Source organism: Streptomyces sp. RGM 3693 (assembly GCF_050471125.1).
Taxonomy (GTDB): Bacteria; Actinomycetota; Actinomycetes; order Streptomycetales; family Streptomycetaceae; genus Streptomyces.
Genome location: NZ_JBMPPQ010000004.1, coordinates 567,719 through 589,589, shown reverse-complemented (window position 1 = coordinate 589,589; position 21,871 = coordinate 567,719). Strand labels below are relative to the sequence as shown.

Annotated in this window: 21 protein-coding genes and 1 pseudogene; 12 read left to right on the top strand and 10 right to left on the bottom strand. The window is 67.3% G+C overall.

Features of this window, described 5'->3' with window-relative positions; all coding sequences use genetic code 11:
• Nucleotide 1: 1 nt before the first annotated feature.
• Complete coding sequence (locus tag ACO0M4_RS38835; RefSeq protein WP_430375846.1) at nucleotides 2-907, bottom strand: DUF6891 domain-containing protein; 906 nt, start codon at nucleotides 905-907, stop codon at nucleotides 2-4.
• Between the two features lie 143 nt (nucleotides 908-1,050).
• Nucleotides 1,051-2,073, bottom strand: coding sequence for a glutamine synthetase (glnII, locus tag ACO0M4_RS38830; RefSeq protein ID WP_430375845.1), 1,023 nt, complete (start codon nucleotides 2,071-2,073; stop codon nucleotides 1,051-1,053).
• Nucleotides 2,074-2,687: 614 nt separating this feature from the next.
• Between glnII and ACO0M4_RS38825 the strand changes: the two genes are divergently transcribed.
• Complete coding sequence (locus ACO0M4_RS38825; protein ID WP_430375844.1) at nucleotides 2,688-4,322, top strand: AMP-binding protein; 1,635 nt, start codon at nucleotides 2,688-2,690, stop codon at nucleotides 4,320-4,322.
• A 125-nt stretch (nucleotides 4,323-4,447) separates the two neighbouring features.
• The gene (locus ACO0M4_RS38820) at nucleotides 4,448-4,720 is read left to right on the top strand and encodes a hypothetical protein (protein WP_390021613.1); all 273 of its coding nucleotides are present in this window, start codon (nucleotides 4,448-4,450) and stop codon (nucleotides 4,718-4,720) included.
• 761 nt (nucleotides 4,721-5,481) lie between these two features.
• On the opposite strand, the gene ACO0M4_RS38815 is transcribed toward ACO0M4_RS38820, so the two are convergent.
• Nucleotides 5,482-6,213 (bottom strand): Crp/Fnr family transcriptional regulator, encoded by a 732-nt coding sequence (locus ACO0M4_RS38815; protein WP_430375843.1) that lies wholly within the window; start codon nucleotides 6,211-6,213, stop codon nucleotides 5,482-5,484.
• Nucleotides 6,214-6,506: 293 nt separating this feature from the next.
• Between ACO0M4_RS38815 and ACO0M4_RS38810 the strand changes: the two genes are divergently transcribed.
• The 3 genes from ACO0M4_RS38810 (at nucleotide 6,507) to ACO0M4_RS38800 (ending at nucleotide 9,047) form a co-directional block, all read left to right on the top strand.
• Entirely contained in the window at nucleotides 6,507-7,235 is a 729-nt protein-coding gene (locus tag ACO0M4_RS38810) for a hypothetical protein (protein ID WP_430375842.1), read from the top strand.
• Between the two features lie 10 nt (nucleotides 7,236-7,245).
• Nucleotides 7,246-7,722 (top strand): hypothetical protein, encoded by a 477-nt coding sequence (locus ACO0M4_RS38805; RefSeq protein ID WP_430375841.1) that lies wholly within the window; start codon nucleotides 7,246-7,248, stop codon nucleotides 7,720-7,722.
• Between the two features lie 533 nt (nucleotides 7,723-8,255).
• Entirely contained in the window at nucleotides 8,256-9,047 is a 792-nt protein-coding gene (locus ACO0M4_RS38800) for an IS5 family transposase (protein WP_430369028.1), read from the top strand.
• On the opposite strand, the gene ACO0M4_RS38795 is transcribed toward ACO0M4_RS38800, so the two are convergent.
• Genes ACO0M4_RS38795 through ACO0M4_RS38785 form a run of 3 tightly spaced genes read right to left on the bottom strand, consistent with a single transcriptional unit; the run spans nucleotide 9,004 to nucleotide 10,459 of the window.
• Nucleotides 9,004-9,540: a hypothetical protein gene (locus ACO0M4_RS38795; RefSeq protein ID WP_430369027.1), complete on the bottom strand. Its 537-nt coding sequence runs from the start codon at nucleotides 9,538-9,540 to the stop codon at nucleotides 9,004-9,006. The two genes, ACO0M4_RS38800 and ACO0M4_RS38795, sit on opposite strands and share 44 nt — an antisense overlap.
• 59 nt (nucleotides 9,541-9,599) lie before the next feature.
• Nucleotides 9,600-10,082, bottom strand: a complete 483-nt coding sequence (locus ACO0M4_RS38790) for a radical SAM protein (RefSeq protein WP_430375840.1) — start codon at nucleotides 10,080-10,082, stop codon at nucleotides 9,600-9,602.
• Entirely contained in the window at nucleotides 10,079-10,459 is a 381-nt protein-coding gene (locus ACO0M4_RS38785) for a DUF6624 domain-containing protein (RefSeq protein ID WP_430375839.1), read from the bottom strand. Before ACO0M4_RS38785 ends, ACO0M4_RS38790 begins: the two co-directional genes overlap by 4 nt.
• A 1-nt stretch (nucleotide 10,460) precedes the next feature.
• Between ACO0M4_RS38785 and ACO0M4_RS38780 the strand changes: the two genes are divergently transcribed.
• The 3 genes from ACO0M4_RS38780 to ACO0M4_RS38770 all read left to right on the top strand — a co-directional run bounded on the left by ACO0M4_RS38780 (nucleotide 10,461) and on the right by ACO0M4_RS38770 (nucleotide 12,019).
• The gene (locus tag ACO0M4_RS38780; protein ID WP_430375838.1) at nucleotides 10,461-10,946 is read left to right on the top strand and encodes a hypothetical protein; all 486 of its coding nucleotides are present in this window, start codon (nucleotides 10,461-10,463) and stop codon (nucleotides 10,944-10,946) included.
• Between the two features lie 114 nt (nucleotides 10,947-11,060).
• Nucleotides 11,061-11,426: a hypothetical protein gene (locus tag ACO0M4_RS38775; protein ID WP_430375837.1), complete on the top strand. Its 366-nt coding sequence runs from the start codon at nucleotides 11,061-11,063 to the stop codon at nucleotides 11,424-11,426.
• A gap of 14 nt (nucleotides 11,427-11,440) precedes the next feature.
• Nucleotides 11,441-12,019 (top strand): HD domain-containing protein, encoded by a 579-nt coding sequence (locus tag ACO0M4_RS38770; protein WP_430375836.1) that lies wholly within the window; start codon nucleotides 11,441-11,443, stop codon nucleotides 12,017-12,019.
• A 471-nt stretch (nucleotides 12,020-12,490) separates the two neighbouring features.
• Here ACO0M4_RS38770 and ACO0M4_RS38765 read toward each other — a convergent pair whose 3' ends face one another.
• The 3 genes from ACO0M4_RS38765 to ACO0M4_RS38755 are packed head-to-tail and all read right to left on the bottom strand — an operon-like array spanning nucleotide 12,491 to nucleotide 14,389.
• Nucleotides 12,491-12,898, bottom strand: coding sequence for an arsenate reductase ArsC (locus tag ACO0M4_RS38765; protein ID WP_430375835.1), 408 nt, complete (start codon nucleotides 12,896-12,898; stop codon nucleotides 12,491-12,493).
• Entirely contained in the window at nucleotides 12,891-13,985 is a 1,095-nt protein-coding gene (arsB, locus tag ACO0M4_RS38760) for an ACR3 family arsenite efflux transporter (protein ID WP_430375834.1), read from the bottom strand. The genes ACO0M4_RS38765 and arsB overlap by 8 nt, the downstream gene beginning before the upstream one ends.
• Entirely contained in the window at nucleotides 13,982-14,389 is a 408-nt protein-coding gene (locus tag ACO0M4_RS38755; RefSeq protein ID WP_430375833.1) for an ArsR/SmtB family transcription factor, read from the bottom strand. The genes arsB and ACO0M4_RS38755 overlap by 4 nt, the downstream gene beginning before the upstream one ends.
• Before the next feature lie 79 nt (nucleotides 14,390-14,468).
• Here ACO0M4_RS38755 and ACO0M4_RS38750 point away from each other — a divergent pair, with 79 nt between their 5' ends.
• Nucleotides 14,469-14,909 carry an ArsI/CadI family heavy metal resistance metalloenzyme gene (locus tag ACO0M4_RS38750; RefSeq protein ID WP_430375832.1) on the top strand — a complete coding sequence of 147 codons (441 nt, stop codon included), beginning with the start codon at nucleotides 14,469-14,471 and terminating at the stop codon, nucleotides 14,907-14,909.
• A gap of 1,550 nt (nucleotides 14,910-16,459) precedes the next feature.
• Nucleotides 16,460-16,771, top strand: coding sequence for a hypothetical protein (locus tag ACO0M4_RS38745; protein WP_430376076.1), 312 nt, complete (start codon nucleotides 16,460-16,462; stop codon nucleotides 16,769-16,771).
• 51 nt (nucleotides 16,772-16,822) lie between these two features.
• Here ACO0M4_RS38745 and ACO0M4_RS38740 read toward each other — a convergent pair.
• Nucleotides 16,823-17,110 (bottom strand): annotated as a pseudogene (locus ACO0M4_RS38740) (EVE domain-containing protein); the annotation flags it as partial.
• Between the two features lie 1,010 nt (nucleotides 17,111-18,120).
• On the opposite strand from ACO0M4_RS38740, the gene ACO0M4_RS38735 reads away from it, so the two are divergent.
• Together ACO0M4_RS38735 and ACO0M4_RS38730 are read left to right on the top strand one after the other, a co-directional pair.
• On the top strand, nucleotides 18,121-19,512 hold the full coding sequence (locus tag ACO0M4_RS38735; RefSeq protein WP_430371067.1) for an IS1380 family transposase: 1,392 nt from the start codon (nucleotides 18,121-18,123) through the stop codon (nucleotides 19,510-19,512).
• Between the two features lie 295 nt (nucleotides 19,513-19,807).
• The gene (locus tag ACO0M4_RS38730; RefSeq protein WP_430375831.1) at nucleotides 19,808-21,673 is read left to right on the top strand and encodes an NACHT domain-containing protein; all 1,866 of its coding nucleotides are present in this window, start codon (nucleotides 19,808-19,810) and stop codon (nucleotides 21,671-21,673) included.
• Nucleotides 21,674-21,871: the final 198 nt, after the last annotated feature.

The following is a 21,871-nucleotide window of genomic DNA, read 5'->3' as shown; positions in this document are numbered from 1 at the left end:
CTCATACCCCGGCCGGCAGCCGCTTGAGCCACTGGAGCGGGGTGACCTCGATGACCTTCGCCGGGTCGCCGTTCCACTCCACCGCCAGGCCGGCGGCGGTCAGCGCGGCCGCCACCGTCCGCCCGACCTCGGCGCCCTCCGCCCCGGAGTCCGCGTACGCGCCGTAGCGCACCGAGAGGCCGTGCCCGTCCGCCGCGGCCGTGGTGTCCTGGTGGTGGAAGAAGGCGAAGCCCTGGTCGCCGGCGGCTCGTTCGGCGGCTATCTCGGCCAGTCCGCAGCCGCTACAACAGGTGAAGTTCATCCGGGCCGTGAGTCCCTGCGCGGTCAGCGCGCCGAACGCCCGCGCCACCCGGTCCGGGTCCGTCTCCCGGGGCCACTGCGCCTGCTCGGCGAGCCGCTCCTCCCACAGGCCCGCCACGATCCGCCGCGCCTCCTCCGACGTGACCGGGGTCTCGTCGGGGTCGAAGGCGTCGCACACCCCCTGCGCGACCTCCTCGGACGTCCAGAAGCCGGACCGGATGTCCGTGCGGGCCCGCCGCTCGGCCGCCGCGCGGGTCTTTGGATCCAGCCCGGGCGTGGCGTACAGGTCCGCCGGGTGCCAGTCGAGCGCGGTCCGCCAGGACTCCGGGCCGCGCGCCCAGGCGAGGAAGACGTCGGTGACCGTGTCGGCGTCGGCGCATTCGGCCCGGAAGTGCCGGTCCGGTCCGCCGTCGCGGTACTCCACGGCGAACGGTCCGTCGCCCTCCCGCCAGGTCTGGAGGAAGACGTGGTCCGCGCCGGGGATCCGCTCGACGACGGCGAAGTGGTCACCGTCGGCGCCGATCCGCCGCAGCAGCGCGGCCAGTTCGTCCGCGGAGGGGCGGGCGATGGCCGGTCCGGACTCGGTCGTGACGGTGATCTCAAGCATGGGTCCAGCGTGCCATCCGGCACTGACAACCGGCCCCGGTCGTGCGGTCCGTGGCCGCCCGCCGGCGCTGTCCGGACCTGCGGAAAGGGGCCGGACCCGCCGGTCCGGCCCCTTTCCGCCCCGCGCTCCGGCGGGTTGGTGGGTCACACCTGCGCGCGCCGCTCCAGCTCCGTGCAGCAGGTTTCCACGATCAGCCGCGTCACCACGTACGGGTCCACGTTGGCGTTCGGCCGCCGGTCCTCGATGTAGCCCTTCTTCTCGACCTCGACCTGCCAGGGGATGCGCACCGAGGCGCCGCGGTCGGAGGCCCCGTAGGAGTACTGGTGCCAGGGCGCGGTCTCGTGGGCGCCGGTCAGCCGCTCCTCGATGCCGGTGCCGTACTGGCGGACGTGCTCCAGGGGCTTGTCGCCCTCGCCCAGCGCCTCACAGGCGGTGATGATCGGGTCGTAGCCCTCGCGCATCGCGCGGGTGGAGAAGTTGGTGTGCGCGCCCGCGCCGTTCCAGTCGCCCTGGGCCGGCTTGGCGTCCAGGGAGGCGGTGACGTCGTACTCCTCCGCCGTGCGGTGCAGCAGCCAACGCGCCACCCACATGTGGTCGGAGACCACCAGCGGCGCCAGCGCGCCCACCTGGAACTCCCACTGGCCGGGCATCACCTCGGCGTTGATGCCGGACAGGCCGAGGCCAGCCGCCAGGCAGCGGTCGAGGTGCTGCTCGACGATCTCCCGGCCGAAGATCTCGCCGGCGCCGACCCCGCAGTAGTAGCCACCCTGCGGAGCGGGGAAGCCGCCGCCCTCGGGGAAGCCCAGCGGGCGGTCGCCCTTGAGGAAGGTGTACTCCTGCTCGATGCCGAAGATCGGCTCCTGCCCGGCGAAGCGCTCCGCCACCGGGCGCAGCAGGGCCCGGGTGTTGGAGGAGTGCGGCGTGAGGTCGGTGTTGAGCACCTCGCACAGCACCAGCAGGTGGTCGCCGCCGCGGATCGGGTCCGGGCAGCTGAACACCGGCTCGAGCACGAGGTCCGAGGAGTGACCTTCGGCCTGGTTGGTGCTGGACCCGTCGAAGCCCCAGCGCGGCAGCGAGCTCGCGTTCGTCAGGATCTTGGTCTTGGAGCGGAGCTTGGCGGTCGGCTGGGTGCCGTCGATCCAGATGTACTCGGCCTTGATGGTCACGGGGGTCCTCTTATACGGGTCGGTGCGGGTACGCGTGCGGGCGTACTGGAGCACTCTCGCAACAGGCCGTTTCCCATCCGTTGCCCGTATGTGAACCGCAGGTTACCCAGTCGGACATCCTCTGATTCTGCGACGATTCAGCACAAAACGCCTAGCATTCCTTTGTGCGGCGCTCGGCCGTGCTCCCGCGGCAACCCCTCGAACCCCAAGCGTCGGACCCGGCGCATCGGTTCGGCGGCGTCGATGCCCAGGGTGGCCGCGGTGTCGCCGACGTGCCATGTGTGGGCGGCGATCTGGTGCGGCACCTGGCTGCGCCGCCCCTGCTTGCCAGAGAGTCGGAACGTCACGGGATGCGCCACTTCACCCTGTTTATCCGTGATGGCCTCGCCCTCGCGCGGGAGTCCCGCGGCCGGCCCCGGGAACCCGGCACCGGCGCCTCCCCACGGGTCATGCGGATTCCCACCGTCACTGCGCCACCCGCTCCCCCTGGGCGCCCCTTCATAACCCCAACTGCATGACCACATGGCGCATTTGGTCATGGAACGCATGACCAGCCCCGCCTAACGTCACAACCGACCGAGATGTCCCACACCGCCCTCCCGAAGGAGCCCACCATGACCACCCGCCCGTCCACCACCCCCGCCTCTCCCGTATCCCCCGACACCCCGCCCTTCACCAGCTACGTCGACCTCACCCTCACCGCCCTCGCCCGCGACCCCGACCGCCCCGCCGTCACCGCGGCCGACGGCCGCGAGGTCACCGCCGGCGCCCTGCACGCCACCGTCCACCGCATGGCCGCCGTCCTCCGCGCCCACGGCGTCGGCCGCGGCCGGACCGTCTCCCTCCTCAGCCGCAACCGCCCCGAAGCGCTCGCCGCCCGCTACGCCGTCAACCTCCTGGGCGCGCGGGTGGTCCTCCTCTACGACGGGATGGCCGCCGAAACCCTGGCCGTAGTGGCCGAGAGCGCGGAGACCGCAGTCCTCCTGGTCGACCCCGAACTGCACGACACCACCCGCGCCTTACTGGACGGACTCACCGGCCCCCGCCCCCAGGTCATGACCTTCGGCCCGCTCGCCGCCGACGCCGCCCCTCTCGGCCCCGACCTGCTGGCCGACTGCGCCGCCCTCCCCACCACCCCGACCGTCACCGGCGCGGCCCGCCCCGAGGACGACTGGTGCATCCGTCACACCGGTGGAACGACCGGTGTCCCCAAGGGCGTACGGATGGCACACGGCCCGATCGCCGCGATGCTCACCCGCACTTCCTGGGAGGCCGCCGGCGACCCGCCCCGCCTCCTGGCCTGCACCTCGCTGGCCCACCTGGCCGGCATCATGGCCGACGCCACCCTGGTGGCCGGCGGCAGCGTCGTCCTCCACCAGGACTTCGACCCCACCGCCGTCCTGGCCACCATCGCCCGCGCACGCATCACCCACCTCTGGCTGCTGCCGCCGCTCCTCTACCGCCTCCTGGACGACCCCACCCTCCCCACCACCGACCTCAGCTCCCTCACCCGCATCTCCTACGGGGGCTGCCCCGCCTCCGCGCCCCGGATGCGCCAGGCGGCCGAGGTCTTCGGCCCGGTCCTCTACGGCTGGTACGGCCAGTCCGAGGCGATGTCGATCACCGAGGCCGGTCCCGCGGACCACGCCGACATCCGCACCGACGGACCGATGACCGTCGGCCGCCCGATGCCCGGTGTCACCGTTGCCATCCGCGACACCGAGGGCCGCGACCTGCCCCCGGGGGAGAGCGGCGAGATCCACGTCCACTCCGCCGGCGTGATGCGCGGCTATTGGAAGCGACCCGACCTCACCGCCCAGGTCCTCCACGACGGCTGGGTGCGCACCGGCGACGTCGGCTACCTGGACGCCGACGGCCGCCTCTACCTCGTCGACCGCCTCAAGGACGTGATCATCGTCGTCGGCGGCCATGTCCACCCCGCCGAACTCGAAGACCTCCTCCACACCCACCCCGCCGTCGCCCACGCCGCCGTCTACGGCGTCCGCACCCCCGACGAGACCGAGGAGGTGCACGTGGCTGTCGTCCCTGCCCCCGGCCAACCCGCCGACGCGGTCTCCCTGACCGCCCTCCGCACGTTCATCACCACCCACAAGGGCACCCTCTACGCCCCCACCGCCGTCCACGTCCTCGACGCCATCCCCCTCACCCCCGTAGGCAAACCCGACAAGAAGCTCCTCCGCACCCGGACCGCCCCCACCCCCCGAACCACCTCGGAACCCACCCCCTGAACCATCCCTCCGACTTCCTCCCCCCCACCGGTAAATCCCCCCTGGCCAGGGGCTTTTGTCAGTGCCCGGCGGTAAAATGGGAACCAGTAAGTGAGGGTTCATCGAAGCTCCAGGAGGTCCGCCGGATGGCTGCTGCCACACTCATGACGAAACCCCTCCCGGCCCACCCGCTGCCCAAGAAACCGCTCCCGGCCGGCTGGCCCCGCGAGCGGTACGAATCCCACAACCGCCGCCTCAAGGCCATGCGCCTGGCCATAGCCCTCCTCGACACCGGCGTCTACCGCCCCGAGCACGCCACCAACACCACGATCCGCACCACCGCCCTCGCCATCGGAGTCCACCGCCCGTCCGACACCACCTGCCGCCTGGTCCGCGCCCTGATCTACGACAACTGCTGACGGTCACCGCCCGGTTCACCCGATGGCTGCCCGGGGCGCTCAGTGCCCCGGGCGGCCATTGGGGCCGGTCACTGTGGGTCTGGCGTCGTGGGGCCGTCGTGGTGGATGTGCAGCTCCCCGTTCATGACGGTGAAGACGCTCGCGTGATCCTGCGCGGTGTTGGTCTGGGTCGAGCCGGGCGGCTGCTCCTCCCGCGCGGGCGTGCTCCCGGGCCGGGCTTCGGGCGGGTCTTGGCGCGCGTTCCCGTCTGGACTGTCTGCATCCGGACCGTCTGTACCCGGACCGTCTGTACCCGGACCGTCTGTACCCGGACCGTCTGTACCCGGACCGTCTACGCCCGGAGTGTCTGCACCCGGACCGCCCACCGTGTCGCTCGCCGCACCGAACGCACCGGCCCCACCGGCCTCACCAGCTTCTTCACCGGACCCACTGCGCTCACCGGACTTGTCGGGCTCTTCGATCACCACTCCGCCCCTCCCGGTCGCGAGGAGTGCGACCGCCCCTGACGGCTCGCCATGGCGAGTGCGCCACTACCGACACCTTTTCCGAGAGGGAAGGCGGCGCCGCGCGAGTTCCATCCGCCTACCCGCTACCGGCCGTCGGCCTCCCAGCGCCACGCTAAGGGCCGTCCCCGGCGGCAAAACCGTCACACGATGGTTTCTGCTCAATTGCTCCACCGCCGTGCGCCCGCACCGCCGGGCCGGGCCGCGACCGACCGACGGCCGTCACCCCTCCCCCCTCACCTCGCTCCCCCTCCCCCCTCAGTCTTGGTCGAAGGCGAGGCTGCTCAAGAGGGCGAGGTCGTCGACTCTGATGGACCGGTAGCCGGTGGAGACCACGCCGGTCTCGCGAAGTCTGCGCAGCGCCTTGTGCACGGTGGGCTCTGCCGCGCCGGACAGGGTGGCCAGTTCCGGTTGCGTGATCGGCCAACGGATCACGGCCCCCTGGCCGGCCCGCTCCCCGTAGGCCATCGCGATCTGATGGAGCACCCGGGCCAACCTGGTGGAGGCGTCGCACCCCGTGAAGTCGATGCGATGGCTGTTGGCGGCGCGCAGTTTGGTGACGATGGAGGCGTTGACCGCGTGGGCGACCCCAGGATGGCGTCGCAGACAGTCGAGGAAGTCGCCACGGGTGACGACCCGGGCGGCAACGGACCCGCAGGTGGTGACCGTCGCGGAGCGCAACCCGCCGTCCATCACGGCGAGTTCACCGACCAGATCCCCGCCCATCCGGACAGCCAGCAGGGCATCCCGGCCGTCGTGGGTGCGTCCGGTCGCCTTGACCACACCGTCGAGCAGGATCACGACGAAACCAGCCTGTTCCGACTCCCGCATGAGCACGCGGTCGGCCTCGTACCGCACTTGAGCGCCGAGGGCGAGCAGCCGCTCCCGCTCTCCCTGGGCGAGGCCACCGAGCAGGCTGGACGACGGCCAGGCCCACTCGTCACGCGGCCTCCGACCGCCGGTCCCTCGGCCGGTCTCCCTGTTGACCATGGATGCTTCGCCCCCACCAACGCCGAAGATGTACCACCGGCGCCATTGTGCGCCTCCAGCGCACCGACGACGCCGTCCCCGCGGACACCGCGCCCCGCCCCTCCGGACCGACATCCCCATCGAACAACCCCTATCAGGCACCCGCACCGGACACCCCCATGCGGACATCCCGTATTGCGACGGGATGTCCACCCTCCATCCGGGCCAGAGTGGCATGAGGAAGGGAGGGGTATCGCCGTGTCGGACGCAGCCGGACACTTGGCTCCGACGGCTACCTGCCCCAGGAGGAGCGCATGGACCAAGAGGTGGAGTACCGGGCCTTGTTGGCCGTGGACATCGAGCACTCGGCCGGTCGCGGAAACGTCGCGTTCTGGCAGATCCGCGACGTACTGTCGACGGCACTCAGGTCGTCGTTCGAACAGAGCGGGATCGACTGGGAGGCGTGCCTGCGCGACGACCTCGGCGACGGCATGCGGGTCACCCTGCCGCCCGGTGCACGGAAGAGCGCACTGATCCATCCCCTGGTGCACGAGCTCTCGGTCCGGCTCCGCGCTCACAACCGCACGGCGGGACCGCTGACACGGATCCGGGTACGGATCGCGCTGCACGCCGGTGACGTCCGCCTCGGTCCGTCAGGCGAGGTCACCGGCCACCCCCTGGAGGTCCTGGCCCGGCTGCTCGACGCGACACCGGTGCGGACCGCCCTGGCACAGGCCCCGGAAACCGTGACCGCCGCGCTCCTCGTCTCACCGCACTTCTACGACGAGACGGTGCGACACGGCTATCCCGGAGTCGATCCGGACACCTTCCGCAACGTCACGTTCACCGAGAAGGAATACACCGCGCACGCCTGGCTCCACCTGCCCGGCAGCACGGCCGTTCCGCCGGCACCCACCCAGGACCGCGCAGACAGCGAACAGGCTCACGGCCGATCGAAGATGGTGAACAACGCATCGGGAAACGGCGTCGTCTACGCGACACAGCACGGTACGCAGCACATCCACATCACCGGAAAGCCGTGAAGGAGCGCTTGTGAACGACGAGCTGACCACACTGGCCGAAGCGGGAGCCGCGGCAGTGGTCACGGCAATGGCCACAGACCTGTGGCAGGGCACAAGGGACGCCGTCCTCAGGCTCTTCCATCGGGCCGACCGAAATCGCCGGCCCGCGATCGAGGCCCAACTCGACGGCAACGCCGCCCTCGTACGCGAGGCCGCGCTCCCAGACGACGTCCGGCAGGCGCTGTTCGGCTACTGGGTCCTGGAACTGACGGCCCTGCTGCGCAGGGACCCTTCCTGCCGCGACTCCCTCGCCCACCTGGCCACCGAGGTCGGCGCCGCCCTACCGGACGCCCGCCCGGCATCCGTCCGCGCCCAGACCAACACCGCCCACGACTCCGGCAACGTCTTCGCCGTCCAGAGCGGCAACCTGCACGTGCACAAGCCCGCCCCGTCCGCACCCCCGCCCGCCCCGGGAGGCTCGGTCCCCTCAGAGAATCCACCCACGTGAATCCCACCACGTGACCGTCCCCGAGCCCTCCGCGAGACAACGCACCCCACACAGCAGCACGGGCCGCCACTCATTCCGAGCGGCGGCCCATACGAATGCGCTGAACTGGGACTTCTTAGATGTCGAAGTACAGCTCAAGAAGCGGTCTGACCTCTGCAGATGGCCCTCTGCCAGGGAGAGCGGTGCACAACGGGTGTACAGCATGGATATCTGCTGGGCCTGTCCCGCCGAGTCCGCCACGGCTGACAGCGGCAGCTAGACCTCAGTAGCTGTTGTCTTTTCGATCTTGAGCAGTGCTGGTCGAACTCGGGTTCCCGGTTGGGTGATCCTGCCGTGGCGAGAGCATGAAGGTAGGGCCTCCTGAACAGCTCGTGGGTGTCGAATCCATAGAGCATCAGGAGGCCCCGGTGCCGCAGTCTTCCGTGTCGTTGGCCGGGCAGTCCAACTCGGCTGCTCTGTCGTGTGATTGCCTCGCGCACGTGTACGGCAACGCGGCTGACCGATCCGAGCGGCGGCGCCGGTATCCGACGGACATGACGGACGCGGAGTGGGCGGCCATCCGGCCACTGCTGCCGGTGCCGGGCTGGATGCGTGGCCGGGGCGGTCGGCCAGAGGCGTACTGTCATAGGACGATGCTGGACGCGGTTCGCTATCTCGTGGACAACGGCATCAAGTGGCGCGCGATGCCGGCCGACTTCCCGCCGTGGGACCGTGTGTATGCGTTCTTCCGTCGCTGGCGCGACCACGTGCTGGTCACGGAGTTCCACGACCGGCTGCGGGATCGCCTGCGCGAGACATTGGGCCGGGATGCCGAGCCGACCGCCGGGGTGATCGACTCGCAGTCGGTCAAGGCGGACGCTGTCGTCGGCTCGGACAGTCGCGGCTTTGACGGCGGGAAGCTGATCAACGGGCGCAAGCGGCACGTCGTGGTCGACACGCTCGGGCTTGTGCTCGGCGTGATGGTCACCGCCGCGGACACCGGCGACCGCGCCGCCGCCCAGGTGCTGCTTGAGCAGGTGACCGCCGCGCACCACCGGCTGGCCCTGGTCTGGGCTGACGGCGGCTACACCGGCAGCCTCGTCGAGTACTGCCTGGCCGCGCTGGCCCTGGTGCTGGCGATCGTCAAGCGCAGCGATGACATGCGTGGCTTCGTGGTGTTGCCCAAGCGGTGGATCGTCGAGCGCCTCTTCGCCCACCTGATGCGCACCCGCCGCCTGGTGCGCGACTTCGAGCGGCGCACCACCAGCGCCGAGGCGATGGTCTACTGGTCGATGATCCTGCTCATGACCCGTCGCCTGGCGAGGCCACGCCCTGCGCGAGGGTGAAGCGGCCCGGCGCCGGCTCGGCCAGCCAGCCGCGCGCGACCAGGCGTTTCGCCTTCGACCGTAGTGCCTCCACCCGCGCCGGCACCACGTCCATGCCGAACGCTTGGGTCATCTCCTGGCAGGTCAGCGGCCCTTGGCCGAGCCGGTGCCGGTCCGTGAGAGTCTGCAGGATGCGCTGGTAGTCCACGGACAGCGCCGACCAGGCCAGCCCTTGGTGCCACACCGGCACCTGCGACTTTGCCTTCGCCGCATCCCGGGGCGTCGGCGGCGCGTCCGCATTCTGTGGATCCGGGGTGACCTCCATGCCGGCGATGCTGCCGCCATCCGGAGCCAGCACCGTATCGACCCGCCTGCGAGCGATCACCCACTCCTGCCATTCCACTTCGGCCGCGGCGAGTTCGGCCTGGATGCGGTCGGCCTCCTCACGCAGCCCGTCGACTCGACGGCGAGCGGCGGCCTCTTGCTGTTCCAGCAGTCCGACGACCGACGGCATCCACAACCTCCCAAGGAGCAATGACACGACACGCCACCACTCCCACCGGACCGCCACTGCTATGCCCGACCAGCGAAAACGCCGTCCTCAAGCGCGAAAAGACAACAGCTTCTCAGACTCACCACTGCATGGGTCCGGCGGCCGGTCAGAGCGTTGTGCTGCGCGGCGTCGTCCGAGTAGTAGGAGGTGGCGAGGGTGACTCCCTTGCGCTGTAACGCCTTCCAGCAGTCGTCCGGGATGTGCACCAGGTTGCTGTAGACCTCGACGTTCAGGCCGATGGCCAGGGCATGGTCCACCAGGGCCGCGAAGTCCGGGTGCAGCGTGGGCTCTCCGCCGATGAACTGGACGTCGCGGACGCCGTGAACGGCAGCCTGGTCCAGGACACTGATCCAGTCCTCGCGGGTCATGGTTCCGTGAGTGCCGTTCGGGCCCGACGCGTTGTAGCAGTGCGCGCACATGAGTTGGCACTTCCGCGTGAGGTCCAGCCACAGAAGCCGGGTGGTGGCCGTCTCGGCGGTGGTGACCTCGGTGGTTGTCGTCACTGTTCCGATCCTTCCGTGGGATCTTCCATGGGGACAGGCCGTGGTGTGAGGGAGCGGACCAACTGCTCGAAGGCAGCGAATGGTTCGAGGTCCATCTCGGCGCGGCGGGCGTCGAGGTGGTCGGGGTCCTCGACCTCGAAGGGCTGGAGGTTGGTCTGGTGGTAGCTGAACTGGGTGCCATAGAGCTGAGGGCGGTCGGCCATGACGCGGCAGCGGTCGGTCAAGAACGCCATTTGTCTGCGGGTGGCTTCGCCCGCCGCGACAGCCTCTTCGAGCAGGTTGAGCGCATGCTGTTGGAACGCGCGGTCGGAGGAGTGGTGAGCGATCCACCAGGCCGCGTCGGCGCCGGCCGAAGCCCTCGGCGTCGACCTCGGCACGGTGCAGGGTCGCGAGTCCGGTCGCCGCCCGCTGGCCAACATGAAGGCCGGCGCCTTCCTCGACCTCAAGCGCCGGCTGCTGGCCCTCGGCGCCGACCACACCGCCCTGGGTCTGCTGGACGCCGCCATGGACGCCGACCGGATCATCGGTGCCGCCCTCGCCCCGCCCAAGGACCCCGCCCTGCACCCCCTCGCCGAGTGGGTCCACACCCGCGACACCGCCCACATGATCGCCTGGGCAGTGAACGGCACCCCGCCACCAGCATTACGTGGCCGGAGCCCCTCCCGCCGTGGCCCCGTGGCCCCAGCGCCCTTGATGGGAGCCCAGGACCGCACCAGCTTCTTCGCGAACCTCCGGGAAGCCGTCGACACGGCCGACGGCGGGGATAGCCGCGCGTTGCTCCGCCGCCAGGCGCTCTACCTCACCTCCTACGACCGCAGCCCCGAAGCCAACTCCTGGGCTGCGCACGCCCTTCACGCTCGCTGAGGGATCACCTCCATCCAGGGTGGTTCCCCGCGGTGGGCCGAGGCTCGTTCCACTGCGGCGGCCCTTGCCCGCCGCGGCGACCCGGTCCCGCTCCTGGACTTCATCGACCGGGCCATGGCCGACGACGACGCGGCCGAGGCCGCCAACCTCAACTACTGGGCGTACTGGATGGGCGCCCTGCGCGAACCACAGGCCAACGATCACTTCATGGCCGACCGTGCCCTGACCGGCTGGGACCCGGTCACCCTCCTACGCGGCCTCGCCCGCGGCTTCGTCGAGTCGCCCGGCTACGTCGACCTGTACGCCCATTCCCTGTGGGCACTGTTCACCGGGCACCCATGGCTCCCGCAGGCATCACCAGCACTCGCCCACTCCCTTGCCGGCCGGGTGGCGCGGATACTCGACGTTGGCGTGATCTCCCCACGATCCCGGCGCGAACTGGGCGCCGCGCACTACGTTCTACGCGATCTGCAGCACTGACACCGGAGGGCACCATGGCGGACGAGACGACCAACGCACGGGGCACGGCGGGGTACCTCCTGGAGATGGGCATGCTCAAGCGGGCCAAACGCACCGGCTGGTGGATCGCCGGCGTCAAGGACCCCGAGAGCATCGCCGAACACAGCTTCCGCGTCGGCATCATCGGCGCCGTCCTGGCAATGATGGAAGGCGCCGACCCCGCCAAGGTCGCCCTGATGTGTCTCTTCCACGACACCCAGGAGACCCGCGTCGGCGACATCCCCCACATCGGCCGCCGCTACGTCGAAGCCGCCTCCAACGAGAAGGTCACCGCCGACCAGGTCTCCGCCGCCCACCCCGCCGTTGCAGCGGGCGTGAAGCGCGTCGTCGAGGAGTACGAGAACGGCGACTCCCTCGAAGTCGTCGTCGCCCACGACGCCGACAAGCTCGAATGCCTCGTCCAGGCCGTCGAATACCGCGAACAGGGCTGCACCAACGTCCAGAACTGGATCGACACCAGCGTCGCCAATCTCAAGACCGCCTCGGCGCAGGCCCTCGCCGAGGCAGCGCTCAACATGTCGTCGATCGAGTGGCAGAAGACCTATCTGGGCTGAGCACTGCCAGGATCGGCCGACTGATTTCTCCGGGGCGAGTTTCTTCAGTCCTCGGTTGCAGCCACGGATGGCACTGGCCTACTGCGTGGCGTCGCACGTTTCGCAACGGCTGATCCCGGCGAGGCCGGTATTGCCCTCGGTCGGCCGGAGAGGTTCGGAAGCCGACAGGTGCTGCCAGGCGCCTGGAGCGGGAGCGGTCACCCAGCCGAACTTCGGTGCCTGGATGACACTGTCGCTCAGATGGGCACACCCGGGTAGGTGCGCTTTGCCCTCGTGGTGAATGATGATCGCGCCCTTTGGCCAGCCCGCCCATTTCGACTCGCCTTCGCCAGAGCGATAGCCGGTACGCCGCACACCGCCATCAGGCGCGCAGTCAGCGCAGTGGTGCAGTTCATGGCGTTCGCAGTACGACAACCGTCCCCCTGTGCGCGTCGTTCGAGCGTCGAGCTTAGGGGTGACAGCCCTGGACGGTCAGGGGATCTCGGCAATCAGTTGGCGGATGCGCTGTTCGATCTCGTCGCGGATGGGGCGGATGGCGTCGGCGCCCTGTCCGGCGGGGTCAGGGAGTTGCCAGTCGAGGTATCGCTTGCCCGGGAAGACGGGGCAGGTGTCCCCGCAGCCCATCGTGATCACGACGTCGGATGCCCGGACGGCTTCGGTGGTAAGCACTTTGGGCACTTCGGCGGAGATGTCGATGCCGACCTCGGACATCGCTTGCACGACGGCAGGGTTGACAGTGTCGGCGGGGGCGGAGCCGGCCGAGCGCACCTCGACGCGGTCGCCCGCGAGCTGGGTGAGGAAGGCCGCGGCCATCTGGGAGCGGCCGGCGTTGTGGACGCAGACGAACAGTACGGACGGCAGAACGGCGATGTCAGACACGGGTGCTCTCCTCCTGCGGCGTGGCGAGGGGGGAGGTGTAGAAGCGGCGTACCCACAGGGCGACGTAGACGAGGCCGATGAGGACCGGTACCTCGATGAGGGGGCCGACGACGCCGGCGAGGGCTTGTCCGGAGGGGGCGCCGAAGGTGGCGATGGCGACGGCGATGGCCAGCTCGAAGTTGTTGCCCGCGGCGGTGAACGCGAGCGTTGTGGCTCGTGGGTAGTCCAGGTCGGCCGCTCGCCCGAGGGCCATGGAGCCGGCCCACATGACGGCGAAGTAGACCAGCAGCGGCAGGGCGATGCGGGCGACGTCCAGGGGGCGGGAGGTGATGGCGTCGCCTTGCAGGGCGAAAAGGACGACGATCGTGAACAGCAGCCCGTAGAGGGCGAACGGGCCGATCTTCGGCAGGAGTGTGGACTCGTACCATGTGCGGCCCTTGGCGCGTTCGCCGAGGCGGCGGGTGAGGTAGCCGGCGGCCAGGGGGATGCCGAGGAAGATCAGGACGCTGCGGGCGATCTCCCACACGGGGACGTTGAGTCCGGCCTGTTCCAGGCCGAGCCAGCCGGGAAGGACGGAGAGGTAGAACCAGCCGAGGGCCGAGAAGGCGATCACCTGGAAGACCGAGTTCAGGGCTACCAGGACGGCGGCGGCTTCGCGGTCGCCGCAGGCCAGGTCGTTCCAGATGACGACCATGGCGATGCAGCGGGCCAGGCCCACGATGATCAATCCGGTGCGGTACTCGGGCAGGTCCGGCAGGAACAGCCAGGCCAGCGCGAACATCACGGCCGGGCCGACGATCCAGTTCAGCAGCAGAGACGGCAGAAGCAGGCGGCGGTCGCGGGTGACGGTGTCGAGGCGGTCGTAGCGGACCTTGGCCAGGACCGGATACATCATCACCAGCAGGCCGAGCGCGATCGGCAGCGAGACACCGGTGACGGTGAACTTGGCCAGCGCGTCCCCGAGGCCCGGGACCGAGCGGCCCAGGCCCAGCCCGACCGCCATTGCGGCCAGGATCCACACTGCGAGGTAGCGGTCGAGGAACGACAGGCGGCCGGCCACCCCCGGCTCGGGTGCGGCGGCGCTCACGAGCAGCCCCCTGCGGCCTCAGTGCGAACGGGCAACGGCCCGCCCGCGGGGCGGGTGAGGATGCCGGCGAGGCGGTCGGTCATCTCCGGCAGCAGCCAGTAGTAGACCCACGTGCCGCGCCGCTCGCAGTCGATCAGGCCGGCCTGCCGCAGCAGCTTGAGGTGGTGGGAGATCGTCGGCTGGGAGAGGTCGAAGGCGGGGGTGAGGTCGCAGACACAGACCTCACCGCCGGCCCTGGAGGCGATCATCGACAGCAGCCGCAGCCGGACCGGGTCGCCCAGCGCCTTGAACACCTTCGCCAGCTCCACGGCCTGCCCCTCGTCGAGGGGGGCCGCCAGCAGCCCCGGACAGCAGACGTCGACCGCGCCGTCCTGGCCGAGCGCCTCAAGCTCTTGATTCGACATGCGTCTATGTTGACGTTCTTCGATTCAACGCGCAACCTTGCATCGAAAGACTTCAATGCAATCCGTTCGGAGGCATGCCGTGTCCCGTGCCCAGCTCGCCCTGCGCGTCAGCGACCTGGAGGCGTCGATCACCTTCTACGCGAAGCTCTTCGGCACCGAACCAGCCAAGCTCCGCGAGGGCTACGCCAACTTCGCCATCACCGAGCCACCCCTGAAGCTCGTCCTGATCCAGGGCGAACCCGGGCAGGAGACCCGCCTCGACCACCTTGGCGTGGAAGTCGACTCCGCAGAGCAGGTCACCGCCGCGACCCGCCGCCTCAAGGACGCCGGCCTGGCCACCTTCGAGGAGAACGACACCTCCTGCTGCTACGCCCTCCAGGACAAGGTCTGGGTCCACGGCCCCGGCAAGGAACCATGGGAGGTATACGTCGTCAAGGCCGACGCCGACACGCTCGGCAAGAGCGCCGACCCGAACGCCGGCCTGACCGGCGACAGCTGCTGCGCGGGCGTGGCCGAATAGCCGCCCCCCCCGCATGCCTCGCCGTTCGCAGACGTGCCCCCAGCAGGCACACCCTCCAGTCCGCACACAGTCCGCAAGACACCCGATCAGGACCGTCGCACCCCGTCGCCAGCAATCAGCGAAAGGCCAGGTCAGCGACCTACAGCAGCCATCGCCGCAGGTCACCGACCCGGCCGATTACTTGGAGACCAAGAAGGCGACGATTCGCGAGGACATCCGCCGGCCTGGTTAGCTGATCTGCAAGGGGTCGAAGCGCCGCCAAACCAGTGAGGGCCGCTACCCGGATCCGGGTAGCGGCCCTCACTGGTCGACCTGACATCGCATCAGGGAATCGGCCAGGCGGTGCACACACGGTGCACAAGGGGGCGGAAAACAGCTGTGACCCACGAGAACTCACGAGAAGAGTTTCCGCAGGTCACAGCTGGTATTCCAGACTTACGCCCAGGTCGCCGGGCGCCGCCTCTTAAATGTCGAAGAACTGATGTGCCGGGTCCGCCACCTGCGAGCCCGCGTCGCCACGGCTCTCTGACCTGCGGGGGAGCGGTCGTCGTTGGTCGTTAATGGTCGCTGTGGGCTACCCCTTCACGGCCCACAGACGGCCCCTGCGATGGGTGAAGAGCAAGAAGGACGCCCTTCTTAGTACCGATGGTTGTAGGCCCGGCGACGCCGCGGGCGACTGCGGCGCGGAGGTCCACCACGGCGAGGGCTGCAACATGGGGCGCCCCCAATGTTCCAGCATTCACTCGGACACTCGGACACCGTCCCTTTGAAGGTGTCCGGCCCATTTCCGCAGGTGCGAGCCTCAACCGGACAGTCGGACAGGTGGGACACGTCCTGTGGGCTCATGAAAGACGGCCGCGGCCAAGTGCCTACCCCAGGACGTCATCCTCCCGACCAGGCCAGGCCAGTTCGATCCCGACACGCTCGCACAGTTGGAGCCATCGAGACTCGGTAGGTTCGTGCTCCACCCACAGAATGGCCCGCACTCGGGCCGCCCGGTCGCGAAGCCGGTCGTGGTAGTCGAGTAGCTGACCTATGCCAGCGCGCAGTTGACGCGTCTCATTGACCCGCGTCAGAGACTTGACCTCGCATACGGCGAGATCTTCATTGAGGCCACGCCACGCAAGGTCAAAGTCGGGATCAGCGGCACTGGGCGAGAGAACGGTCAAGCCCCTTGCAGTAGCGGCAGCTGCCAGGTCGTTCTGGAGCCGGCGATGGGCCCTAAGGTTCCTTCCAGTGAGGTCCGAGTCAGGGATGCCCGGTTGTGCGGCTGCCGGCTCGACTGACTCGTCCGCCTTTCGGTAGTCGCTGCCGACCGGGACGGTAGCCGGCTGAGAGCTGGCACCCACCGGCACGAGGTGGAAGCGAATGACTTGTCGCATTCCGCCGCCTCCAGTCCCGGGGGCGCGGTCATATGAGTACGGGGTCACAGGATCGACTACGAACTCGCCGACGTAGCGGATGGTCCCGCGAGAGCCTTCAAAGAGTCGTAGAGCAAGGCCATTCCGTAGGTGATCACGAATTGCTGCGTTCCCGGTGCTCGTGAAGTCTTGATCGCCCTTCTGGCCATCTCCCGTGTAGTGGAAGGTGCCGTCTTCCGCCCACTCGTCGAAGTACCCATGCTGATGACCGGTGCGTGGGTCAGTGAAGATGAGAACGTTCGAAGACTTCGCGCACTTGCTGATACCACCTTGCCGGCTACCGCCATACCGGTCGTGAAGCTCCTTGCGCAGGACGGTATCGCCCGGCTGCAACGTCCACTTGGGTTCGTCCCCAGCCTGGGGCAACATGAAGGCATCATCGAATGCCTGCCACTGGGCGTCGTTGAGTCGGTGCGGGTTCCCCGCAAAGAGCGTGCGTAGCGTCGTGGTTCCAGCGAACCGTGCGTCTGAGGTGAACTGGCTACGCGGGACCGGTCGCTCAAGCCACTCATCGATGGTGAGAGGGGCGTACCAACGAGTGCCCGGATCTGTGCGCCAGTACTTGTCTGGTGACGACGGCTGCTGCGTGGGAGAACCCGTCAAGCGTCCTCGCCCGATGAGACCGCCTTGGGGCCCCGTCAGCCACATGACGAAGCGATCCCCTTCGGCCATCTCCCTTCTGTGTCGCACGACGCTCCAGGACCGGAGCTCCTGACCGTCCCGGCGGAACGAGTCCAAGTCGAATACATCCGGATTGCAGGCGAGAAGCCAGGCACGCATGGGGCCCCCAGGTGGCGATCGTGTGTTGAGATGCCGGTGCCGGGAGGCTACGTCATCCCACTGACAGCAGGGCGGGGCGTCGACCGAGCGTCTGCGGCGAACCGTCAGCGTCCTTAGAAGAGACTTGCGTTGTTCCTCGTGTGCACCTTGTTGACCTGAGGTTTTCTCGCGGTGACCCCTCCACGCCAGAGCAACTTCGACACGTATTCGACGGGGAGCTGCCTCATGATGGAAGTGCGTGGTGGTCGAGCATGCAGACGCCCCTGGAGCGACGCTTGCGGTCGCCATCAACCAGCCGCGCCGGGTAGCCAGACAGCCCAGCGATGGCCTGGCCATCATGGCCGACCGTCTATCAGGCTCGCTCTAAGCGGGTGGCGGCCAGCACCATGATGGCCTTCACGATGCTTGCATGTGGAGCTGACGGAGTCACCTCCCCGATGAGGGGAAGTTGCCCAAAACCCCTCCCGCGATTGCTCAGTTGTGGCAGAGTGACACGGCTAAGAACTAACGCCCGGGGGGTTAGGTTGGATCTCGTGCAACTCGCTGACGCGGCAGCAGCTGCTTACGTAACAAGCATGTCTACTCAGGCGGCAGCAGCTACCGATGCGGCAGGGCGGGCCTGGCTTGAACGCCTTCGATCTTTCATCGCATCGCGGAGCCATAGCCAATCAGTCACGGAATTGAACGAACGAGAACTATCCTCTGTGATCCTGGAAGCGCTGCGACAAAATCCCGGAGACGTCGAAGAGTTGACACGACTTCTCGGCGCACACGAGAAGAACTCGATCGAAGGTGCTGGCACAGTCCATGGCAATGTGACCCTTAAGGGAAAGTACGTCGCAGGTCGCGATATCCGATTTGATCGCTAACGGGTGGCACTATGTTCAGCCCCGATCCACCGGTCGGTGATCGAGGCGGGCGGGGGCCGGGAACGAGGAAGTGCCTTGTGACCTGCGATGATGGGAGTTCTTGAGGCTTCCACCACGCACGATCGACAAGGCACTTCCGGGATGCGATCTTCTCACAGCACGGCGAGGGTTTCCGCACGGTTCGATGATCCGAATCTGGTCGCGTACGGTGGGCTGGCCCCGGTGGTGCGCCTGGCGGAGCGGTGCGGGTTGCCTCGGCTGGCCGGGCAGTTGATCCGGCTGCCGAAGAACCGGGACGGCACCGGTGCGTTCGCCGCGGCGAAGCTGATGACGCTGATCGCCGGGATGGTGGCCGGGGCGGACAGCATCGATGACATGGACCGGTTGCGGCACGGTGCGATGGGGAAGCTCTTCGGCGGGGTGCGTGCGCCCTCGACGCTGGGCAGCTTCCTGCGGTCCTTCACTCACGGGCATGTGAAGCAACTGCACGCGGTGGCACGGCGGTTCCTGCCCGAACTGGCCGCGCACACCCCGCTGCTGCTCGGCATCGACACGGTGGCCTACGTCGACCTGGACGACACCATCAAGCGCACCTACGGCTACGCGAAGCAGGGCACCGGTTACGGCTACAACAAGGTCAAGGGGCTCAACGCGCTGCTGGCAGTAGTCTCCACGCCGATGGCCGCCCCGGTGATCGCGGCCAGCAGGCTGCGCAAGGGCGCGACCAACTCGGTGCGTGGTGCGGCTTCGTTCGCCGCTGAGGCGATCCGCGCTGCGAGGGCCTGCGGCGCCGGTGGTCTGGTGGTACTGCGGGCGGATTCCGCGTTCTACGCCGCCGAGGTGATCGCCGCCTGCCGGTCCCTGGGCGCGAAGTTCTCCATCACGGTGCGGATGAACGCCTCCGTCAAGAAGGCGATCGCGACGATCGACGAGGACGCCTGGAGGCCGATCAAGTACCCGAAGGCGGTGTGGGACCAGGAGGAGCAGTGCTGGATCTCGGACGCCGAGATCGCTGAGGTCACCTACACCGCGTTCACCTCGAAACCGAAGAAGCAGCAGGTCACCGCCCGTCTCATCGTCCGCCGTGTCAAGCGCCTCAACCCGGACGCGGCCCCGCAGGGCCAGGGTGAGCTGTTCACGCTCTACCGCTACCACGCCGCGTTTACCGACTCCCCGCTGCCGCTTGTGGAGGCCGAAGCCGATCACCGGCGGCACGCTGTCGTCGAGCAGGTGATCGCCGATGTCAAGGGCGGGCCGTTCGCGCACGCACCCTCCGGCGACTTCCAGGCGAACGCCGCCTGGCTGGCGCTGGCCGCCTGCGCCTTCAACCTGACCCGCGCCGCGGGCACCCTGGCCGGCACCTTCCACGCCAAGGCGACCACCACCACCCTGCGCGACCACCTGATCAACGCCCCGGCCCGGCTGGCGCGTTCAGCCCGCAAGCTGACGCTGCACCTGCCCGAACACTGGCCCTGGAAGGAGGCGTTCGACAATCTCTTCGCCGCCGTGCACGCCCCACCCCAAGCGGCCTGACGCCCCATCCGACCCGCCCGCGAGGGCCCGACACCTGTGGACATGTGGAAAAGCTGGGCAGACCAGCGGACACCCCACACCCTCCACCGGATCAACCAACCTCAAGGACCCGAACCCACCGAAACGATCACTCCGGAATCAAGCCGGTGGATCGGGGTTCAGGCTATGGAGCCGCCTGCGCGTTGAGCGTAAATCGGGTGCGCCGAAAACCGTCTTCGGCGATATTGAAATTTCTGGACACTTCGCCGCCGGACGCGATATCAAGATCCGCAATCTAGCCACCAATATTCCGAGCATGTGGCGTGAAAGTCGAACCGATAAGGTACGACAACGCCTCCTGAACAAACTGCTGCCGAGGCTTCTTTCCGAGGAAGAGCTGTGGTCTGGCGACGACGGCCTTGAGTTCCCCGTACCGGTAAGGCACGGCGTCAGATATGTGGCCCACCCCCGCAGGGAAGTCGCAACACTCCCTGACGCACTCAATGGGCGCGAAATTTCAGGAGCCGACGCTGCCCAGGCATTTGATTCATCCCTAGGTCGCCTATTAATAATTGGGGAGCCGGGGGCCGGGAAAACATACATCCTGCGTCGGATCATGCGACACTCCATAGCGAAAGCGCAGGAAAAAACACACGAACCAATCCCCTTCTATCTCCATTTATCGGCGTGGCCTGGCTCGCGGCAGGAGACACGGGATTGGGTAATCGAATTACTGAGTCGCCAATACGGCGTGCATGAGCAGCACTTAAACCATTGGTTCACGGATGGCGAATTATCGCTTTTTATTGATGGGCTTGACGAGCTCGATATCCGCCGCCGCCGCGAATGTATCATTGCGCTCAATAAATTCCTGTCGCAGTACCCAAATCTTGAGGTGGTCATCACCTGCAGGAAAAGGGAGTACGAAGACACGAAAAAGTTACTGCAACTGCGAGGTTCGATTGACGTACGACCAATTGAAACTAAGTCATTGGCGTACTCGCTTGATTCCTTGGGGGCGGACTTTGCTCAGCTCCAGGAGGCGATTCGTGCCAGTCGCCGACTCCGCTCCCTGCTGCAGAACCCACTGTTCTTGCGGTTAGCGCTGATCACTTATCGCGAAGCCGACAAGATTCGCTTACTCGAATCGCGCAACATGGAAGCATCCTTGCTCCAAGAGTACGTTGAGCACTGCGAGCAGCGTGCAGGCCTTGCCCACAATGAGTCCATAGATACAGCGTGGCTGGCGCGTATTGCTCAGGCGCTCAGGTCCAGAAAGCTCGTTTCCTTTTTCCCGGATCGAGCACCAGTCGAATACTTTCCTGTAGAACTTGAACGCAACCTAGCGCGAGCTGCTTTTTGGAGCTGCTTTCTCGCAGTCGTCATCCCGACAATTTTGGTTAGATTGGTCATGACGGCCCTGGCTGTCGACTCCAACATTCAGACCGTATATTTTGCTTTGACCTGGATCACTCCACTCTCCTTCGGCTTTCTAGCAGGCAAGATGGCTAAAACGGAGATCCGACTGGCACCCGTTGCTCGCACTACAGAGGCGAGAAGGAGCGTCACTACATTTTTGAGGCAAACCGCCACGCTATTCCTTGCCCAAGGAGCGGTAGCATTCCTCTTGCAGCCATTCGCGAGTAACCCAGTAATTGGCCCCCTCGTCGTACTTGGCTTTCCGATCTCGATGATGGTTCCGCCGATGCGTATGATTCGATCATCAAAACGTGCAGAGAAATCGCGCATGCCGTTTCATCCCGGTGAAGAATTGGCAAGCGTGCGCAGGTCGGCTATCATTGTCGGCTTGCTTGTTGGGGGCGGGTTTTATGCCTCTGCAAGCCTGTCAATGTATGCGTTGTACCCTGCGCTCAAGAATGCACTCCTTTTTCAGCCAGGGATTAATACCATTTTTTTCGCGGTTCCCATCGGGCTACTTGCGGCTCTGCGGAACGGCGGAGCGGACCTAATTCGAAGGTATCTATGCATAGCAATTATGATTCGGAATGACCTGCTGCCGCGAAGGTACTTCAAGACCCTTGAGTCCCTTCGGAGGTCATCCATATTGGTACCCAGGCTTGGATCATTCGAGTTTCGCCATTTATTGGTGCGGGATCATCTTGCGATGAAAGCGAAGCGGGATCTCGCAATGCGGAGAAACATCCCGCTTGCTGACGGTTGATTTTCGATGCGCATAGTGGCAGGCGAATGATGCACAGGTCGGCGGAGCGGCTTTGGGGCGAGTGAACATAGCCCCGTAAGCTTGCGGAGCGTCGGGCAGGTAGTGGACCTGCCCGGTAAAGGACGACGTTGGGGCCATGATCTTAGAGGCTTGCCCCAAAGTGGCTGTCTAAAGCCGTGGAGCCGACCGCCCCGGCCG

Excerpts from the sequence above, each read along its gene's own strand:
- ACO0M4_RS38835 (WP_430375846.1), bottom strand. The coding sequence starts at position 907 with ATGCTTGAGATCACCGTCACGACCGAGTCCGGACCGGCCATCGCCCGC.
- ACO0M4_RS38825 (WP_430375844.1), top strand. The coding sequence starts at position 2,688 with ATGACCACCCGCCCGTCCACCACCCCCGCCTCTCCCGTATCCCCCGAC.
- ACO0M4_RS38820 (WP_390021613.1), top strand. The coding sequence starts at position 4,448 with ATGGCTGCTGCCACACTCATGACGAAACCCCTCCCGGCCCACCCGCTG.
- ACO0M4_RS38815 (WP_430375843.1), bottom strand. The coding sequence starts at position 6,213 with ATGGTCAACAGGGAGACCGGCCGAGGGACCGGCGGTCGGAGGCCGCGT.
- ACO0M4_RS38810 (WP_430375842.1), top strand. The coding sequence starts at position 6,507 with ATGGACCAAGAGGTGGAGTACCGGGCCTTGTTGGCCGTGGACATCGAG.
- ACO0M4_RS38800 (WP_430369028.1), top strand. The coding sequence starts at position 8,256 with ATGACGGACGCGGAGTGGGCGGCCATCCGGCCACTGCTGCCGGTGCCG.
- ACO0M4_RS38795 (WP_430369027.1), bottom strand. The coding sequence starts at position 9,540 with ATGCCGTCGGTCGTCGGACTGCTGGAACAGCAAGAGGCCGCCGCTCGC.
- ACO0M4_RS38775 (WP_430375837.1), top strand. The coding sequence starts at position 11,061 with ATGGCCGACGACGACGCGGCCGAGGCCGCCAACCTCAACTACTGGGCG.
- ACO0M4_RS38770 (WP_430375836.1), top strand. The coding sequence starts at position 11,441 with ATGGCGGACGAGACGACCAACGCACGGGGCACGGCGGGGTACCTCCTG.
- ACO0M4_RS38755 (WP_430375833.1), bottom strand. The coding sequence starts at position 14,389 with ATGTCGAATCAAGAGCTTGAGGCGCTCGGCCAGGACGGCGCGGTCGAC.
- ACO0M4_RS38735 (WP_430371067.1), top strand. The coding sequence starts at position 18,121 with ATGCGATCTTCTCACAGCACGGCGAGGGTTTCCGCACGGTTCGATGAT.
- ACO0M4_RS38730 (WP_430375831.1), top strand. The coding sequence starts at position 19,808 with ATGTGGCGTGAAAGTCGAACCGATAAGGTACGACAACGCCTCCTGAAC.